Source organism: Pararhodospirillum oryzae (genome assembly GCF_007992075.1).
Classification (GTDB): Bacteria; Pseudomonadota; Alphaproteobacteria; order Rhodospirillales; family Rhodospirillaceae; genus Pararhodospirillum; species Pararhodospirillum oryzae.
Window position 1 is genome coordinate 1 of record NZ_BJZO01000079.1, and the last position, 17,246, is coordinate 17,246.

The 17,246-nt window shown below is 66.8% G+C and carries 16 protein-coding genes; 14 read left to right on the plus strand and 2 right to left on the minus strand.

Annotation, left to right across the window (positions count from 1 at the left end):
• The 8 genes from ROR02_RS12960 to ROR02_RS12995 all read left to right on the plus strand — a co-directional run.
• The coding region (locus ROR02_RS12960; protein ID WP_218032815.1) for a hypothetical protein at positions 1 to 930 on the plus strand (930 nt) is incomplete at its 5' end.
• Positions 931 to 1,068: 138 nt separating this feature from the next.
• Positions 1,069 to 1,935, plus strand: coding sequence for an ABC transporter ATP-binding protein (locus tag ROR02_RS12965; protein ID WP_147164467.1), 867 nt, complete (start codon positions 1,069 to 1,071; stop codon positions 1,933 to 1,935).
• Positions 1,932 to 3,863: a long-chain fatty acid--CoA ligase gene (locus tag ROR02_RS12970; RefSeq protein ID WP_147164468.1), complete on the plus strand. Its 1,932-nt coding sequence runs from the start codon at positions 1,932 to 1,934 to the stop codon at positions 3,861 to 3,863. The genes ROR02_RS12965 and ROR02_RS12970 overlap by 4 nt, the downstream gene beginning before the upstream one ends.
• Positions 3,864 to 3,973: 110 nt before the next feature.
• A complete protein-coding gene (locus ROR02_RS12975) occupies positions 3,974 to 4,867 on the plus strand; it encodes a branched-chain amino acid ABC transporter permease (protein WP_147164469.1) in 894 nt (297 codons plus the stop codon).
• Between the two features lie 7 nt (positions 4,868 to 4,874).
• Positions 4,875 to 5,996: a branched-chain amino acid ABC transporter permease gene (locus ROR02_RS12980; RefSeq protein ID WP_147164470.1), complete on the plus strand. Its 1,122-nt coding sequence runs from the start codon at positions 4,875 to 4,877 to the stop codon at positions 5,994 to 5,996.
• 313 nt (positions 5,997 to 6,309) lie between these two features.
• Positions 6,310 to 7,569: an ABC transporter substrate-binding protein gene (locus ROR02_RS12985; protein ID WP_147164471.1), complete on the plus strand. Its 1,260-nt coding sequence runs from the start codon at positions 6,310 to 6,312 to the stop codon at positions 7,567 to 7,569.
• Positions 7,570 to 7,726: 157 nt separating this feature from the next.
• Positions 7,727 to 8,515 (plus strand): ABC transporter ATP-binding protein, encoded by a 789-nt coding sequence (locus ROR02_RS12990; RefSeq protein WP_307725153.1) that lies wholly within the window; start codon positions 7,727 to 7,729, stop codon positions 8,513 to 8,515.
• A gap of 36 nt (positions 8,516 to 8,551) precedes the next feature.
• On the plus strand, positions 8,552 to 9,802 hold the full coding sequence (locus tag ROR02_RS12995) for a phenylacetate--CoA ligase family protein (RefSeq protein WP_147164473.1): 1,251 nt from the start codon (positions 8,552 to 8,554) through the stop codon (positions 9,800 to 9,802).
• 21 nt (positions 9,803 to 9,823) lie between these two features.
• Here the strand turns inward: ROR02_RS12995 and ROR02_RS13000 are convergent, their stop codons facing one another.
• Positions 9,824 to 10,258 (minus strand): helix-turn-helix domain-containing protein, encoded by a 435-nt coding sequence (locus ROR02_RS13000; RefSeq protein ID WP_147164474.1) that lies wholly within the window; start codon positions 10,256 to 10,258, stop codon positions 9,824 to 9,826.
• A 452-nt stretch (positions 10,259 to 10,710) separates the two neighbouring features.
• Positions 10,711 to 11,922 carry a class I SAM-dependent rRNA methyltransferase gene (locus ROR02_RS13005; RefSeq protein ID WP_147164475.1) on the minus strand — a complete coding sequence of 404 codons (1,212 nt, stop codon included), beginning with the start codon at positions 11,920 to 11,922 and terminating at the stop codon, positions 10,711 to 10,713.
• Between the two features lie 269 nt (positions 11,923 to 12,191).
• Here ROR02_RS13005 and ccoN point away from each other — a divergent pair, with 269 nt between their 5' ends.
• From ccoN to ROR02_RS13035, 6 genes are all read left to right on the plus strand, one after another.
• The gene (ccoN, locus tag ROR02_RS13010; protein WP_147164480.1) at positions 12,192 to 13,676 is read left to right on the plus strand and encodes a cytochrome-c oxidase, cbb3-type subunit I; all 1,485 of its coding nucleotides are present in this window, start codon (positions 12,192 to 12,194) and stop codon (positions 13,674 to 13,676) included.
• A 16-nt stretch (positions 13,677 to 13,692) separates the two neighbouring features.
• A complete protein-coding gene (ccoO, locus tag ROR02_RS13015) occupies positions 13,693 to 14,433 on the plus strand; it encodes a cytochrome-c oxidase, cbb3-type subunit II (RefSeq protein WP_147164476.1) in 741 nt (246 codons plus the stop codon).
• A 50-nt stretch (positions 14,434 to 14,483) separates the two neighbouring features.
• Complete coding sequence (locus tag ROR02_RS13020; protein ID WP_147164477.1) at positions 14,484 to 14,648, plus strand: cbb3-type cytochrome oxidase subunit 3; 165 nt, start codon at positions 14,484 to 14,486, stop codon at positions 14,646 to 14,648.
• Positions 14,649 to 14,653: 5 nt separating this feature from the next.
• The gene (ccoP, locus tag ROR02_RS13025; RefSeq protein WP_147164478.1) at positions 14,654 to 15,529 is read left to right on the plus strand and encodes a cytochrome-c oxidase, cbb3-type subunit III; all 876 of its coding nucleotides are present in this window, start codon (positions 14,654 to 14,656) and stop codon (positions 15,527 to 15,529) included.
• A gap of 147 nt (positions 15,530 to 15,676) precedes the next feature.
• Positions 15,677 to 16,102 carry an alternative ribosome rescue aminoacyl-tRNA hydrolase ArfB gene (gene arfB, locus ROR02_RS13030; RefSeq protein WP_147164479.1) on the plus strand — a complete coding sequence of 142 codons (426 nt, stop codon included), beginning with the start codon at positions 15,677 to 15,679 and terminating at the stop codon, positions 16,100 to 16,102.
• Between the two features lie 235 nt (positions 16,103 to 16,337).
• Positions 16,338 to 17,246 (plus strand): hypothetical protein (locus ROR02_RS13035; RefSeq protein ID WP_218032816.1); only part of this gene is annotated, 909 nt, incomplete at its 3' end.

Sequence of the window (17,246 nt, forward strand, 5' to 3'; positions counted from 1 at the left end):
GGACGGGAACAGGCCCTCCCCGGGGACGGCGAAGCGGATGACGGCGCGCTTCCCCCCGCCGCGCCATCGCCGGACGAGATGGTCCTGGCCCCTGCCGAGCCCCCCCCGCCCCCGCCTGCGCCAGTGGACCTGCCCCCGCCGCCGCCGGCCGACGCGCCTCCCTTGTCGTGGATCGACCACGCGGAGCGTCTTGCCGGCCTCGACGCCGGCGACGCGGCCCGCAAGGCCCTCGCCCACGCCCTGGACGGCTGCGCCCTTTTGATGGAAGCCGGCACCGACGATGCCGTGGACGACATCCTGGGCCGGGCCTTGCGCCTGGGCGTCACCTTGCCCGCGCCCGCCGCCCTGGCCCGCGCCCGCGCCCTGCTGGGCCGCCAGCGCGAGGTTCATGGCGATGTCGAGGGCGCCCATGGTCACTACCTGACCGCGCTCGACCTGTTCGAAGGCCTGGGCGACCGGGCCGGGGTGGCGGCCGTGTGCGACCTGCTGGCCATCTTGCATGTGCGCCTCGACGACTCGGAAGGCGCCGAAACCTACTGGCGCTATGCCCTGTCCCTGGTCACCGCCCTGGAGGACCGGGCCGAGGAAGCGCGCCTGCTTGGCCGCCTGGGCACCGTGGCCTTCTACCGCGAGGACTGGCACGCCGCCGACGAGCTGCTGCGCGAGGCCCTGGTGCTGGAGGAAGGCCTGGACAACCGCGCCCAGGCCGCCCAGCTCGCCGCCGACCTCGCCCGCCTGGAGGAAGCGCGCGGCGATCTTCCCGCCGCCCTCGAATACTGGCTGCGCGTCCAGCGCTTCCTGACCGAGGACGCCGCCGACACCCCCCACCCCTCTCCCCTGGCCCAGACTTGCGCCGCCGCGCTCGCCCGCCTGGAAGACGCCCTGACCGCACCCGACACCCCCGCCACACCTTCAACGGGACTTGATTAAGCCCTGCCCCGGCGGGGCGTGCTTGACCGAGGTTTACGTATGCGTTAAGGAGAAAGGGAGCGTTGCCGGACGGGAAAGCAATCGGATCGCGTTTTAAAGAATCCGAGCCCCCGGCGCCCGTGGGGAGGTCTGCCGTTGATGTCCGAGAAACAACCGATTCTCGACGTGCGCGACGTGTCGCTTCATTTCGGAGGGGTGCGCGCGCTGTCCAATGTTGCGTTTCAAGTGAACCGGGGGGAGTTGTTCGCCATCATCGGCCCCAACGGGGCCGGCAAAACCTCGATGATGAACTGCATCTCGGGACGCTACAGTCCGACCCAGGGTCGGATTTTCTTCAAGGGGCAGGATATCACCGGCCTGCCCGCCAATCGCCGCACCGAAGTGGGCATTGGCCGCACCTTCCAGAACCTGGCTCTTTTCGGGCACATGACGGTTTTGGAAAACATCATGGTGGGGCGCCACCATCTTCTGCGCAACAACTTCCTCACCGGCTCGCTTTACTGGTTCACCGGCGCGCGCGACGAGGAACTGGCGCATCGCCGCGCCGTCGAGGAAATCATTGATTTCCTGGAAATCAGCCCCATTCGCAAGGCCACGGCAGGCACCTTGTCGTATGGCCTGCGCAAGCGGGTGGAACTGGCCCGCGCCATCGCGCTCAAGCCCGACCTGATCTTGCTCGACGAGCCCATGGCCGGCATGAACCAGGAAGAAAAGGAGGACATGGCCCGCTACATCGTCGACCTCAACGAGGAATGGGGAATGACGGTGATCATGATCGAGCATGACATGGGCGTGGTCATGGACATCAGCAGCCGGGTCATGGTCCTGGACTTCGGCCAGCGCATCGCGCTGGGCCTGCCCGACGAGGTCATCAACGACCCCTATGTGCGCAAGGCCTACCTGGGCGAGGACGACACCCCCGACGAGCCCCTGCCGCCGCCGTCCGTGCCCCCCGAGCTGGCGGCCGTGGCCGAGGCCAACGCCGCGCGGAGGGCCGCCCGATGAGCCGCCGCCCCCGCCGCGCCCCCGACCCCATCGACGTCGCCCGTTTCGACACCTTCCCCAAGATCCTGGCCGAGAACGCCCGGCGCTGGCCGACCGAAATCGCCCTGCGCGAGAAGGAGTTCGGCATCTGGACCGCCTACACCTGGGCCCGCTACAACGAAATCGTGCGCCTGTATGCCCTGGGCCTGCGCCGGCTCGGGGTCGCGCGCGGCCAGGTGATCGGGCTTCTGGGCGCCAACCGGCCGGAATGGGTGTGGGGCGAAATCGCCGCCCACGCCATTGGCTGCCTGTCCTTGGGCATCTACCGCGACGTGCTGGAGGAAGAGGCCGAATACCTGCTGGCCCATGCCGGGGCGGTCGCGGTCATCGCCGAGGACGAGGAGCAGGTGGACAAGCTGCTGGCACTCGCCGACCGCCTGCCCTTGCTGCGCCACATCGTCTATTGCGACCCCCGGGGCCTGCGCAAGCACAGCGACCCGCGCCTGATCAGCCAGGAAGACCTGATGGCGCTCGGCCGTGACCTGGATGGGGCCGAACCCGACCTGTACAACCTTGAGGTTGAACGCGGCCAGGGCACCGACGTGTCGATTTTGTGCACCACCTCGGGCACCACCTCGCGGCCCAAGATGGCCATGCTCCAGTCCGGCCCGTTCCTGGCCCACTGCGTGGATTACCTGGAGGCCGACCCCAAGAGCCCCGGCGACGAGTATGTTTCCGTCCTGCCGCTGCCCTGGATCATGGAACAGGTCTACGCCGTGGGGCAGGCCCTGATCGCGCGCACCGTGGTGAACTTCGTCGAGGAAGAAGAAACCACCATGGCCGACCTGCGCGAGATCGGCCCGTCCTTCGTCCTGCTTGCCCCCCGGGTGTGGGAATCCATCGCCGCCGATGTGCGCGCGCGCATGATGGAAGCCTCGCCCCTGAAGCAGTTCCTGTTTCGCCTCGGCTCGCGCCTGGGTCAGGAAGCCCTGGCCCGGGGGCAACGCTCGTGGCTGGCCGAAACGATCTTGTTCCGGGCCCTGCGCGATCGCCTGGGATTCTCCTTCCTGACCAGCGCCGCCACCGGAGGCGCGGCCATGGGGCCGGAAACCTTCCGCTTCTTCCACGCCATGGGCGTGCCCCTCAAGCAGCTGTACGGGCAAACCGAGCTGGCGGGCGCCTACACCATCCACCGCGAGGGTGACATTGATCACGAAACCGTGGGCGTCCCCTTCGAGGGCGCCCGGGTGCGCATCCACGCCCCCGACAGCGAGGGCGTGGGCGAGATCCTGGGACAAAGCAAGGGCCTGTTCGCGGGCTATTACCGCCAGGAGGAAGGAGCGCCCAGCGACATCAAGGACGGCTGGCTCCATACCGGCGACGCCGGCTACATCAAGCCCGAGAACGGCCACCTGGTGGTGATCGACCGGGTCAAGGACCTGGCCCAGACCTCGACCGGGGTGCGTTTCTCGCCCCAGTTCATCGAAAACAAGCTGAAGTTCTCGGCCTTCATCGCCGAGGCGGTGATCCTGGGCCGCGATGCCCCCTTCCTGGCCGCGATCATCTGCATTCGCTGGTCGATCGTTTCCAAGTGGGCGGAGCAGCGCGCCATCGCCTTCACCAGCTACAGCAACCTGGCCGCCCAGCCCGAGGTGTACAAGCTCCTGCGCGCCGAGGTCGAGCAGGTGAACGACTCCTTGCCGCCGGCCCAGCGCATCCGCAAGTTCCTGCTGCTCTACAAGGAACTGGATCCCGACGACGGCGAGCTGACCCGCACGCGCAAGGTGCGCCGGGGCGTGATCGCCGAGAAATACGCCCGCGAGATCCAGGCCCTTTACGACGGCGCCAAGGCGGTGGACGTGGATACCATGATCACCTTCCAAGATGGCACCCGCACCCGCTTGCAAACCCGTCTTGCGGTTGAAACCCTGATCGACGCCGGGGCCTGAGCCCCCGGCGCCCGATCTCGACGAAGGAACCCCCGCCACACCCCGACCCAACGCACGCAACCAGCCGACGACACAAGACCCCGCGCGAGACGGGGAAGGGAGGAACGCCGGTGAACTGGGAATTATTGTTTCAGCTTTTGCTGAATGGCATCATCGTGGGCACGCTGTACGGCGTGGTCGCCATGTGCTTTGTCTTGATTTACAAATCAACGCAGGTTGTTAATTTCGCGCAAGGCGAATTCTTGCTGATCGGGGCCTGGGTGTGCTGGTCCTTGCTGGTCCACTGGCAAATGCCCTTTGTCGTGGGCTTCCTGTTCACCCTTGTGTTCATGATGGCCTTTGGCGTCTTGCTGCAAATCGTCGTGCTGCGCCCCATGATCGGCGAGCCGATTATTTCGGTCATCATGGTGACCATCGGGTTGTCCATTTTCATGCGCGCCGCCGTCAACTGGATCTTCGGCCAGTCGGCCGAGGCTTTCCCGCGCATTTTCGAAACCGACGTGGTTTCGGTGCTGGGGCTCAACGTCCAGCCCGCCTACCTGATGAGCCTGGTTTTCTCCTTGTTCATCATGGCCGGCTTCTATGCCTTCTTCCGCTATTCCCGCTATGGCCTCGCCATGCGCGCCACCGCCTTCAACCAGCAGGTGGCGCAGTCGCTGGGCATTTCGGTGAAAACCGTGTTCGCCCTGGCGTGGGCCATTTCGGCCATGGTCAGCGCGCTGGCCGGGGTGGTGATCGGCATGGTCAACGGCGTGTCCAGCGCCTTGTCCTTCATCGGCATCAAGGTGTTTCCCGCCGTCATCCTGGGGGGGCTGGACAGCATCGTGGGCGCGGTGGTCGGCGGCCTGATCGTGGGCATGCTGGAAAACACCGCCGAATTCGTCGATGGCCAGTTCCTGCACTGGGGCAACATGCTGACCATCGCCCCGTTTTGGGTCCTGATCCTTCTGCTGGTGCTCAAGCCCTATGGCCTGTTCGGCACCAAGACCATCGAGCGCGTGTGAGGCACCCATGGCCAGCGTTTCCATGCGCCCGTGTGGCGATTTCCGCACCAGCTACAAGGACGATTCGCGCCTGTTCGACACCGCGCTGACCGCGCGGATCGGCATCGGCTTCCTGCTGGCGCTGTACCTCCTGGTCGGCCTGCCCCTGGCCTTCCCCGGCCTGGCCGACTGGCCGGTGCTGGGCTGGTTCGCCGACAGCTATTTCCTGTCGCTGGGCATCCAGATCTGCCTCTACGGCGTGGCCGCCATGGGGCTCAACATCCTGGTGGGCTTCACCGGCCAGATTTCCCTGGGACACGCCGCCTTCTTTGGCGTGGGGGCCTTTTCCTCGGCCTGGCTCAACAACACCTGGGGCATTCCCGTGGTGCTGGCCATCCCGCTGGCCGGGCTGATGGCGGCTGCCGTCGGGCTGTTGTTCGGCGCCCCGGCCGCGCGGATCAAGGGCTTGTACCTCGCCATCGCCACCCTGGCCGCCCAGTTCATCATCGAGGATCTGTTCGTGCGCCTGGACTGGTTCACCGGCGGATCCTCGGGGGCCATGGCCAACGCCCCCGAGCTGTTCGGCTTTGCCTTCGACACCGACCAGACCTATTTCCTGTTCGCGCTCACCATCACCATCGTTTTGACCGTGCTCGCCACCAACCTGATGCGCACCCGCGATGGCCGCGCCCTGGTCGCGGTGCGCGATCATTACCTGTCGGCCGAGGTGATGGGCATCAACCTGACCCGCTACCGGGTCATGTCGTTTGGCCTGGCCGCCTTCTACGCCGGCATCGGGGGTGCCCTGTACGCCCACTACCTGATGTTCGTTTCCGCCGAGGCTTTCACCATCTTGTTGTCGATCCAGTTTCTGGGCATGATCATCATCGGCGGCCTGGGCAGCGTGAAGGGGTCGATCCTGGGAACCATTTTCATGGTGTTGCTGCCCGAGGTCATGGCCGGCGGCATGGGGATGCTCCAGGCAACCGAATGGGGCAACCAGCCCTTCCTGGTCAACGGGCTGGCCTTCCTGCGCGAGATGGCCATCGGCGCGGCGATTATCCTGTTCTTGATCTTCGAACCCGACGGTCTCGCGCACCGCTGGCGCCAGATCCGGGCCTACTGGTCCTTGTATCCGTTCTCCCATTAGAGTTCGTCAGGGAAAAGCGGGCCCCGCTTTTTCCGAAAAGACAAACTCAAACAAAGGGATCCGGAGTCCGTCCGCTTCCGCGTGAAACGGACGGACTCTAATCCGAACGGGGCTTGCCCGTTCGGGGGTCGCGCTCCCCTTCCCCTGGGTTCACCGGGACCAGGCCCCTGTCGTTCGGGCCAAAACCGGTAAACCCGTATGGGAAGGCAACAGTAAAATGGGGGCAAAGCCCCCCGAGAGCACAACGGGGGCACAGCCCCCGAGACAAGGGGCCCGAAAAAAGGCTCCGCTCAAACACGGAGGAATCACGACCATGAGACCCTTCTTCAGCAGCCTTGCGAGCGCGCCGCCGCTCGCCGCCCTCGCCACCGCCGTGGCCCTGGCCCTGGCGCCCGCGCCGGCCGCCCGCGCCGACGACGGCGTGTTCGTGGGCCATCTGATGGACATCACCGGCGCCACCGGCTTCGTTGGCAAGATGTATGGCCCCGGCGTCGCCGACGCCCTGCGCTACATCAACGCCCATGGCGGGATCGACGGCACGCCCCTGAACGTGGAAAGCGTCGATTACGCCTACGAGGTCCCGCGCGCCATCAGCCAGTACAAGCAATGGGTCAGCCGCAACCACATGGTGGCCCTGCAAAGCTGGGGGACCGGCGACACCGAGGCCCTGATCAGCTTCGTGGCCAAGGACAAGATTCCGGTGTGGTCGGCCTCCTACTCGGGGCACCTGACCGACCCCACCGGCAAGAACCCGCGCACCCAGAAACCCGCGCCCTACAACTTCTTCTACGGCCCCAGCTATTCCGACGGCTGCCGGTCGCTGGCCCAGTGGGCGGCCGATGACTGGAAGGCGCAAGGACGCGAAGGCCGGCCCAAGTTCGTCCACGCCGGCGACAACCACCCCTACCCCAACGCGCCACGCGAGGCCTGCGGCGAATACGCGACCGAACTGGGCTTCGACGTGCTGCCGCCGGTGGTGGTGTCGCTCAAGCCCGGCGACTTCAAGGCCCAGTGCCTGACCATCAAGGAAAGCGGCGCCAACTACGTGTACGTGGCCAACCTGGGGCCGTCCACCGTGTCGCTGGTCAAGTCGTGCAAGACCGTGGGCACCGATGTGAAGTTCATTGCCAACATCTGGGGCGGCGACAAGGCCACCTTGGAAGCCATGGGCCCCGAGGGTGACGGCTATGTCTTCGTGGCCGCCAACGCTTTTTGGAACGACGACGTGCCCGGCATGGCCCTGGTCCACGAAATCGCCGGCACGAACGAGTATCGCACCCATCATTACATCCGGGGGATTTGCTCGGCCTTCTACATGAAGGAAGCCATGGAGTGGGCCAAGACCCACGGCGGCATCACCGGCGAAAACATCAAGAAGGGCATGTACGCCCACGCCGATTGGGTGCCCAAGGGCCTGGAAGGGGTGTGCATCCCCTCGACCTGGACCGCCGAGGACCATCGCGGCACCATGACCACCTTCATCTACCAGGGGTCGTACAAGGATGGCGCGGTGTCGATCCACAAGATCGCCGAATCCACCTTGCCCCGCCGGGCCGAGTGGCTGGGCTACTGATCCGTTCGTCCCTGCCTCCCGGGGGGGGCGCGTCGCCCCCCTCGCCCCTTGTCCTTCCTGCCCGGGAGCCGAACCCGCCATGGCCGCCCCTGCCCCCGCCCCTGCGCCCACCCCTGTCGCGACCCCGCCCGTGGCCCCCGGCGCCAGCGCCGAGCCGCTGCTCAGCGTCAACAACATCGAAGTCATTTACGACGACGTGATCTTGGTTCTCCGGGGCGTGTCGCTGGCCGTGCCCCAAGGCGAGATCGTGACCTTGCTGGGTCCCAACGGGGCCGGCAAAAGCACCACCTTGAAAGCCATCTCGGGCCTTCTGCGCACCGAAAACGGCAAGGTCACGCGGGGCGACATCCGCTTCATGGGCGAACCCATCGCCAACGCCGCCCCGGAATCGATCGTGCGCCGGGGCATTTTCCAGGTCATGGAGGGCCGGCGCATCGTCGAGGACATGACGGTGATCGAAAACCTCCGCCTGGGCGCCTTCACCCGCACGGACGGGGCCCGCGCCCAGCGCCGCGACATCGACATGGTGCTGGACTACTTCCCGCGTCTGCGCGAACGCACGGGCCTTGCCGGCTATCTGTCGGGGGGCGAGCAGCAGATGCTGGCCATCGGCCGCGCCATGATGGCCCGCCCGCGCCTGATCTTGCTCGACGAGCCGTCGATGGGCCTGTCGCCGCTTCTGGTCAAGGAAGTGTTCTCGATCATCCGCACCTTGAACCGGGAACTGGGGATCACCTTGCTCCTGGTGGAGCAAAACGCGCGCATGGCCCTGGGCGCCGCCTCGTTCGGCTACATCATGGAATCGGGCAAGGTGGTGATGGATGGCTCGGCGCCCGCGCTGATGGACAACGAGGACGTGAAGGAGTTCTACCTGGGCGGCGGCGGCGCGCATCGGCGATCGTTCAAGAACCTGAAATCCTACAAGCGCCGCAAGCGCTGGCTGTAGGCCCGTCCTTGTGCCCCTTCTCTCCGAGGCCCGCCCATGACCTTGCCCTACGACGCCCTGGAAAGCCGCCCCGCCCCCCAGCGTGAACGCGCCTTGATGGCGGCCCTGCCCCGCCTGATCGCCCACGCCAAGGCCACCACGCCCTATTACACGCGCGCGCTGGCCGACGTGGACCCGGCCGCCGTGAAAACACGCGCGGCCCTGGCCGCGTTGCCCCTGACCCGCAAATCCGCCCTGATCGACCTGCAAGCCGGCGAGCCGCCGTTCGGGGGCCTGGTGCCCCGGGGGGCCGTCCTGGGCCGTATCTTGCAATCCCCCGGGCCGATCTACGATCCCGAGGGCGCCCGGCCGGATACCTGGCGCATGGCACGCGCCCTGTTCGCCGCCGGCGTGCGCGGGGGCGACCTGGTCCACAACACGTTTTCGTATCACTTCACGCCGGGGGGATGGATCTTCGACGACGGCGCGCGCGCGCTGGGCTGCCGGGTTTTTCCCGCCGGCACCGGACAGACCGAGCAGCAGATCCAGGCCATGACCGCCCTGCGTCCCGGGGTGTACACCGGCACGCCCTCGTTTCTCGCCATCTTGCTCGACAAGGCGGACCAGGCCGGGGCCGATGTCTCGTCGCTGCGGGTGGGCCTGGTGTCGGGGGAAGCCTACCTTCCCGCCCAGCGCGCCGCCTTCAAGGCCCGGGGGATCATGGTCAGTCAGTGCTATTGCACCGCCGACCTGGGCTTGATCGCCTACGAGGCCCCCGACGCCGAGGGGAACGCCCTAGGGATGATCCTGGACGAGGGGCTGATCTTGGAAATCGTGCGTCCGGGAACCGGCGATCCCGTCGCTCCGGGCGAGGTGGGCGAAGTGGTGATCACCACCTTCACCCCCGAATACCCGCTGATCCGCTTTGCCACCGGCGACCTGTCGGCCGTGCTCACCGAGGTTCCCCCCGACGAGCGCACGAATGTCCGTCTCAAGGGCTGGATGGGACGGGCCGACCAGACCACCAAGGTGAAGGGGATGTTCGTGCACCCCGAGCAGGTGGCCGAGGTCACCCGGCGCCACCCCGAGCTTCTGCGTGCCCGCCTCGTGGTCTCGCGCGAGGGCGAGGCTGGTCCGGACCTGATGACCCTGATCTGCGAAACCAACGATGGCACCGGCCCGGCCGAGGCCGTGGGCGAAACCACCCGCGCCTTGACCAAGCTGCGCGCCACCATCGCATTCACGCGCCCCGGCACCTTGCCCAACGACGGCAAGGTGATCGAGGACACCCGCGCCGTTCCCGGCTGACGGAACCCCGGCCGGGCGGGATCAGGAACACTCTTCGGTGGCTTCGGCCCGCGTTTCCGTTCCCGCCTGGCTGGCCAGGGCACGGGCCATCTGGGTCAGCGCCTCGCGGTGACGGTCGTTTTGGATCATCACGAAGTTCCGCGCGAGTTCCAGGCACATCCGCTGACGCGCGCTGACGGGTCCTTCTTCTTCCTGGTCCAGGCCATCGAAGAAGAAGTTCACCGGAACCCCGAGAACCTGGGCGATTTCATACAATCGTCCGGCCGAAATCCGGTTGATGCCCCGTTCATACTTGTGGGCCTGCTGGTACGTAACCCCGATCATGTCCGCCATCTGCTGCTGGGAGAGCCCCAGCATCACCCGGCGTTCACGAATGCGTCGCCCCACATGGCGATCGGCGTCGCTTGCGCGCCCCGTGGTCTTGACCAGACCTGAAAATACCTCACCGTTATCCATTCGTCACCACCACCCCTTCTAGCGGTTCCCGTGCCGACGCCGCGACCATCGCGACGCCAGCAGCCCGTCTGTCATTCCCCGGCGAGCCGACCCTTGTTGTCGTGCCGTTCCTCGATAGGGACTTCTGCATTGGTTGCGGCATCAGGGGCCGGCCTCCCGTCCGGCACCGCACCCTGGGACAGCGACGTCAAGCAACAACAAAGCCGTCCAGCGGGCCACAAACGGGCGCAGACTGCCGGGAGATGGACTAGAAGACAAGTCAAAATCTCCCGACCGACCGCCGGTCGGATAACGGGCCGCGCACGGCCAAGAACAGCTTACCCCAATTCAATCCTTTTGGATGGGCTACAACCGTACCACCCGAAAAGATGTCGCCCCCCTTTTGGCACTGCGTTGGATTTTTTCAATATTGTTCCTACGCGAAACAAAGAGAGTCTTTTGTCCTACAGAAATTAGTCCAGAACCCAGGTCAGGGTCTTCAGGTACGCGGACTCGGGAAGGGCGGGGTGAATGGGGTGATCGGGCCCGGCGCCGGCCGCGCGCAACAAGCGTCCCGAGCGTCCCGCCTGCCCCAAACCATGCGCCGTTTCTTCAAAAAAGCGGTCGGCGGGCATGTGATGACTACAAGAAGCCGTGAAAAGAAAGCCGCCCGGCTTGACAAGGCCGGCCGCGAGGCGTGCCATTTTTCGATATCCTTTGGCCGCCGCGCCTTGATCCTTGCGGCTCTTGGCGAAGGCGGGCGGATCGCAGACCACGACGCCAAAGCGCCGGCCCTCGCGCGCGAGGCGCTCCAGCACCGCGAACGCCTCGCCGGTTTCGGTGGTCAGCCCCGCGTCCAGGCCGGCCCCGGCCGCCGCGCGTCGCGCCAGCTCCAGGCCGGCCGCCGCCCGGTCAACCAGCAGGGCCGAGCGCGCGCCGCGCGCCAGCGCCAGCAGCCCGAAGCCCCCGGCATAGGTGCACACATCCAGCACCGTCTCGCCCGCCGCCAGTCCGGCCACGAACGCCCGGTTGGCCCGCTGATCGAAGAACCAGCCGGTCTTCTGCCCCTCCAGGACATCGGCGTAGTAGGTGAAGCCGTTTTCCGTCACGGGCACCGCGCCGTCCACGGCGCCATGAGCCAGCCGGGTTTCCTGGGGCAGGCCTTCCAGCGCCCGGGCCGGGGTGTCGTTGAGCAGCACGATCGCCGAGGGCGCCAGGGCCTCGACCAGCACCGGAATCAACAGGGGCGTCAGGCGCTCCATGCCCGCCGTGTTGACCTGCACCGCCAGCACGTCGCCCAGGCGATCGACGATCAGGCCCGGCAGGCCATCGGCCTCGCCATGCACCAGACGATCGAAGGGCGCGTTGCCCAGGCGCGCGCGCAAGGCCACCGCCCGCGCCAGCCGCCCGGCCAGCCACGCCTCGTCGATCACCGCCCTTGGATCGCGGTCCAGGATTCGCGCCGCGATCAGCGAATGCGGGTTGAACGTGGCCACCGCCAGCGCTTCCTCGCCCGCGTCGCGGATCACAACCAGCGTGCCCGGCTCCAGCCCCTTGGCCCCGCCGTCCATCGCGATCTCGTTTGAAAACACCCACGGATGCCCCTGACGCACCCGGCGGGCATGCCCGGGCAACAGATGAACCACGGGAAGGGACAAGGGGGAAGCAACGGTCGGTTCGGTCATCGCGTGGGATCCAAAGCAACGGGAGACGGCAAGCGCCGGAAAACGGAACGGCGCGAAAAGAAAGAACAACTCAAAAAGACCGGATAGAACCCTAGTCGAAAGGGGGTCTGATTGAGGCAGATCAATGGCGGGCGTGCCGCCCGCGCCTACTGTGAACCCGGCCCCGCCCGACCGGCCTTCGGGTCGGCCCGGGGCCCCAGGCCATGAGCCCGCGCAAACGGGCCTGCACCCCACCCCGGCGCGCCGTGCGCGTCAACGAGGAGGCGACCGTGACGCTGCAAACAAACGCGCCAGGGGCGCGCACCGATACAGGCCCCTATCACGAAGGCGTGGTCAAGGCTTTCGTGCTGGCCGCCCTGGCGTGGGGCGTGATCGGGTTCATGGCGGGCGACTTCATCGCCTGGCAACTGGCCTTCCCCGCGTTGAACCTGGATACCCCCTGGACCACGTTCGGACGCGTGCGCCCCTTGCACACCTCGGTCGTGATTTTCGCGTTCGGCGGCAACGTGCTGCTGGGGACTTCGCTCTACGTGGTCCAGCGCACCAGTCGCGCCGCCCTCTACGGGGGGCCTCTTCTCGCCTGGATCGTGTTCTGGGGCTACCAGGGGTTCTTGCTGCTCGCCGGCAGCGGCTACCTGATGGGCATCACGCAATCGCGCGAATACGCCGAACCCGAATGGTACGCCGATCTTTACCTGGCCGTGGTCTGGCTTTTGTACCTGACCATCTTCGCCGGCACCTTGATCAAGCGGCGCGAGCCGCACATCTACGTGGCCAACTGGTTCTATCTTGCCTTCATCATCACCGTGGCGCTTTTGCACCTGGGCAACAACATGGCCTTGCCGGTGGTGCTGTTTGGCGGCGACAGTTGGACCAAAAGCTATAGTTTCTTCGCCGGGGTCCAGGACGCCATGACCCAATGGTGGTACGGGCACAACGCCGTCGGGTTCTTCCTGACCGCCGGGTTCCTGGCCATCATGTATTATTTCGTGCCCAAGCAGGCCCAGCGTCCCGTTTATTCCTACCGCCTGTCGATCGTGCACTTCTGGGCCCTGATCTTCCTTTACATCTGGGCCGGCCCCCACCACCTGCACCACACCGCCCTGCCCGACTGGACGCAAACCCTGGGCATGGTGTTTTCCATCATGCTGTGGATGCCCTCGTGGGGGGGCATGATCAATGGCCTGATGACCCTGTCGGGGGCCTGGGACAAGCTGCGCACCGATCCGGTCTTGCGGTTCCTGGTGGTGTCGATCGCCTTTTATGGCATGTCCACCTTTGAAGGGCCGATGATGGCGATCAAGGCGGTCAACGCCTTGTCCCACTACACCGACTGGACGGTGGGCCACGTGCATTCGGGCGCGCTGGGATGGGTGGCCTTCATCTCGTTCGGGTCGCTTTACTACCTGGTCCCCGTCTTGTGGAAGCGCCCCGGCCTTTACTCGGTGCCGCTGGTCAGCCTGCATTTCTGGATCGCGACCATTGGCATCGTCTTGTACATCACCGCCATGTGGGTGTCGGGCATCATGCAGGGCCTGATGTGGCGGGCCTACGACGAAATGGGCTTCCTCCAGTACTCGTTCCTGGAATCCGTCAAGGCCATGCACCCCTACTACGTCATCCGGGCCACGGGGGGGCTTTTGTTCGTCGCCGGTGCCTTGATCATGGTTTACAACCTTGCCCGCACCATCGCCGGGTCCGCGCGTCCGGCCGAGGCCCGGCCAACGCCGGCCGAGGCGTCGGCGGCCAGCTAGGGGGAGGGATCCGGCCATGAGCATTGTTCGCCATCACGAACGCCTGGAAACCAGCGTGCTGCTGCTGGTCGTCGGGATCATTCTCACCGTGATCATCGGCGGTATCGTCGAGATCGTCCCCCTGTTCACCATTGCCTCGACCATCGAAAAGGTGGATGGCGTGCGCCCCTACACGCCGCTGGAGCTGGCGGGGCGCGACATTTACGTGCGCGAGGGCTGCTACGCCTGCCACAGCCAGATGATCCGCCCCTTCCGCGACGAGTTGGAACGCTACGGCCATTACTCGCTCGCGGCCGAAAGCATGTATGACCATCCCTTCCAATGGGGATCCAAGCGCACCGGTCCCGATCTGGCCCGGGTGGGCGGCAAGTATTCCCATGAATGGCACCGCCGCCACCTGATCAACCCGCGCTCGGTGGTGCCGGAATCGGTCATGCCGGGCTACCCTCACCTGATGCGCGACCTGGACTACCACGACATCGATGCCCACCTGCGCACGCTCAGCCACCTGCGGGTGCCCTACGACGGCCTCGAAGGCGCCATCGAGCACGCCCGCGAGGACCTGGAAGCCCAGGCCGATCCCACGGCCGACAAAACCGACCTGAAGGCCCGCTATCCCAAGGTGGCCACCGGCGATTTCGACGGGGTTCCCGATCGCATCACCGAAATGGACGCCCTGGTGGCCTATCTCCAGATGCTGGGCACCTTGGTTGACTTCACCACCTTCGACCCGGCCCGGGCCGGCGCGGTGCGCTGAGCCCCAGGCCGCGCGCCGCTGTTTCCCTTGCACCAGAAGGAGCCGCGACGATGGATCTTGCCAGCCTGCTTGGCCCATGGGCGCGGCCCTTGTGGCTCCTGTGGCTGATGGCCGTGTTCATTGGCATCGTGGCGTGGGTGTTCTGGCCCGCCAACCGGGAGCGGCTGGAACACCAGGGGTCGCTTCCCTTGCGCGATGACCCGGACGAGGAGTGACAAGCATGGCCGGCACCCCCGAATACGATCCGATCACCGGACGATCCACCACCGGCCACGAATGGGACGGGATCAAGGAGCTGAACACGCCGTTGCCCGTGTGGTGGGTGTGGGTGTTCTATGTGTGCATTGCCTGGTCCGTTTTGTACGTGGTGTTCTTCCCGGCCCTGCCACTGGGCGATCGCCCCACCGAGGGCCTGCTGGGCTGGCACAGCCGCACCGCCCTGGATACCGAGGTGGCCAGGGCCGACGCCCTTTTCCACAACGACAAGACCGCGCGCCTGGCCACGCTGGGCATGGACGAGATCATGGCCGACCCGGACCTGCGCGCCTACGCCACCCGGGCCGGGGCGGTGATCTTCAAGGACAACTGCGCGCCTTGCCACCAGGCGGGCGGGGCCGGCACCTATGGCTTTCCCACCCTCGCCGATGACGAATGGCTGTGGGGGGGCACGCCCGACGACATCCTGACCACGGTCATGCATGGCATCCGCGACACCGAGAATTACGCCGATACCCGCTTCAACGTGATGCCCGCCTTCGACTACCTGTCTCCCGAGGACCAGAACACCCTGGCCGACTACGTTCTGGCGACCCGCGCCGGCACGCCCCCCGACGGCCCCGGCAAGACCCTGTTCGAGGACAATTGCGCGGTCTGCCACGCCTCGACCAGCGAGGGCCCGATCCCCGACGGCAACCAGGTGATGGGCGCCCCCGCCCTCAACAATGCCATCTGGCTGTACAAGGGCACCAAGGAGGCGATCGTGTCGCAGATCCGCGCCCCCCAGAACGGGGTGATGCCCGGCTGGGCCGGCCGTCTGCGCGACAGCGACATCAAGGCGGTGGCGGTGTATGTCCATGGCCTGGGCGGCGGACGGTAGGGAACGGGAGTTTTTTTCACGCTGCCCTCAAGCGCCGGGCGCGCTTGGGGTTGATCGCTCCCGGATCCGTGCGTATGCAAGGGCGGGCGGGCGGCCCGCGTGGCACGCCCGCCCTTCCCTCCCGCTTCTCAGGAAAGCCCTGGTCCGGTGCGCATTCCCATCACCGCTTCCGTGTTCCTTGACGAGGCCGAACTGTCGGTGCGGTTCATCCAGTCAAGCGGTCCCGGAGGGCAAAACGTCAACAAGGTGGCCACGGCGGTTCAACTGCGCCTGGATGCCCTGGGCTCGCCCAGTCTGCCCGAGGCCCTGAAGGCCCGCCTTCCCCAGGTCGCGGGTCAGCGCCTGACCCAGGGCGGCGAGCTGGTCATCACCGCGCGCGCCCACCGGACCCAGGAAGCCAACCGGCGCGACGCCCTGGAACGCCTGGTGGCCCTGCTGCGCGAGGCGGCGCATCGCGACCGCCCCCGGGTGGCCACCCGGCCCACGCACGCCAGTAAACGGCGGCGCCTGGAAGGCAAGGCGCGCCAGGGTATTCGCAAGGCGGAGCGGGGCGCGCGCTGGGACGGCGAGTAACGCCCTTTCTTTGCGCCTGTCTTTTGGGTATTCGCCCTGTTGCAACGCAAAACCGCCCCGCCCGACACGACCTCTACACGGCGTTGCGGTGTCCTGGGCGGGAAAAGAGCCCCTTCTTATTGCGGTTTTTCTGACGACAGGCGCCAATCGATCGGAGTACCCTGGCCGCGAAATCATCGGCGGATCCCGGAGGGAATCGGGATCGGCGCGGGTCCTATCGCGATGGGGGTCTTTCATGCGGGTTAGCGCAGTCTTTTCCCGTCGGGGCGTGGTGTGCGTCCTGGCTGCATTGGTGTTGGGGGGAGCGGTGCCGGAAACGGCGCTGGCCGCCGAGGGGGTATCGTCGGGATCGGGGATCGCCCTTGGGGTGGGGCTGGCGGCGCTGTTCCTGGCCATTCTCCATTTCAACCGCTTCATGACCACCAAGGACGCCGAACGCGAGGCCCGGCGCGCCGCCCAGGCCGCCGCCGAGGCGATGCACCGCGGGCCGTCGGAAGACACCAGCGCCGAAATCGGCGCCCTCAAGGCCGCGCTGGCCGAAACCCAGGCCCTGGCCCGTGCCCTTGAGCACCGCCTGAACGTGGTGGACGAAGGCGCCAAGGCCGCCACCCAGGCCGCCCACGCCGCCCAGGCCGAAGTGACCCACCGCGCCGCCAAAACCGTGGAACGCCTGGACGCGCTGGAAGAAAGCGCCAAGGCCGCCGCCCAGGCCGCCCAAACCGCCCAGGACAAGGCCCAGGCGGTTGAAAACGAGCTGGCCCAGCGGGCAACCGCCACGCTGTCGCGCCTGGACGCCCTGGAGGAAGGGGCCAAGGCCACCGCCCAGGCCGCGCAGGCCGCCCAGGGCAAGGCCGAGGCCGTTGCCGCCGAAATGAGCGAGCGCGCGACCAAGACCCTGGCCCGCCTGGACGCCCTGGAAGAAGGCGCCAAGGCCACGGCCCAGGCCGCCCAAGGCGCCCAGGGCAAGGCCGAGGCTGTTGCCGCCGAAGTGACCGAACGCGCGACCAAGACCCTGGCTCGCCTGGACGCCCTGGAAGAAGGCGCCAAGGCCACGGCCGAACGGGTGGAAGCCCTGGCCAAGGCCCCGGCGCCTGCCGCCGCCCCGGCTCCCGCCGCCCCGGCTCCCGCCGCCCCGGCCGCCGCC

What these genes read in the sequence shown, in the direction of transcription:
- ROR02_RS12965 (WP_147164467.1), top strand. Translation starts at nt 1,069, where the DNA reads ATGTCCGAGAAACAACCGATTCTCGACGTGCGCGACGTGTCGCTTCAT.
- ROR02_RS12970 (WP_147164468.1), top strand. Translation starts at nt 1,932, where the DNA reads ATGAGCCGCCGCCCCCGCCGCGCCCCCGACCCCATCGACGTCGCCCGT.
- ROR02_RS12980 (WP_147164470.1), top strand. Translation starts at nt 4,875, where the DNA reads ATGGCCAGCGTTTCCATGCGCCCGTGTGGCGATTTCCGCACCAGCTAC.
- ROR02_RS12985 (WP_147164471.1), top strand. Translation starts at nt 6,310, where the DNA reads ATGAGACCCTTCTTCAGCAGCCTTGCGAGCGCGCCGCCGCTCGCCGCC.
- ROR02_RS12995 (WP_147164473.1), top strand. Translation starts at nt 8,552, where the DNA reads ATGACCTTGCCCTACGACGCCCTGGAAAGCCGCCCCGCCCCCCAGCGT.
- ROR02_RS13000 (WP_147164474.1), bottom strand. Translation starts at nt 10,258, where the DNA reads ATGGATAACGGTGAGGTATTTTCAGGTCTGGTCAAGACCACGGGGCGC.
- ROR02_RS13005 (WP_147164475.1), bottom strand. Translation starts at nt 11,922, where the DNA reads ATGACCGAACCGACCGTTGCTTCCCCCTTGTCCCTTCCCGTGGTTCAT.
- ccoO (WP_147164476.1), top strand. Translation starts at nt 13,693, where the DNA reads ATGAGCATTGTTCGCCATCACGAACGCCTGGAAACCAGCGTGCTGCTG.
- ROR02_RS13020 (WP_147164477.1), top strand. Translation starts at nt 14,484, where the DNA reads ATGGATCTTGCCAGCCTGCTTGGCCCATGGGCGCGGCCCTTGTGGCTC.
- ccoP (WP_147164478.1), top strand. Translation starts at nt 14,654, where the DNA reads ATGGCCGGCACCCCCGAATACGATCCGATCACCGGACGATCCACCACC.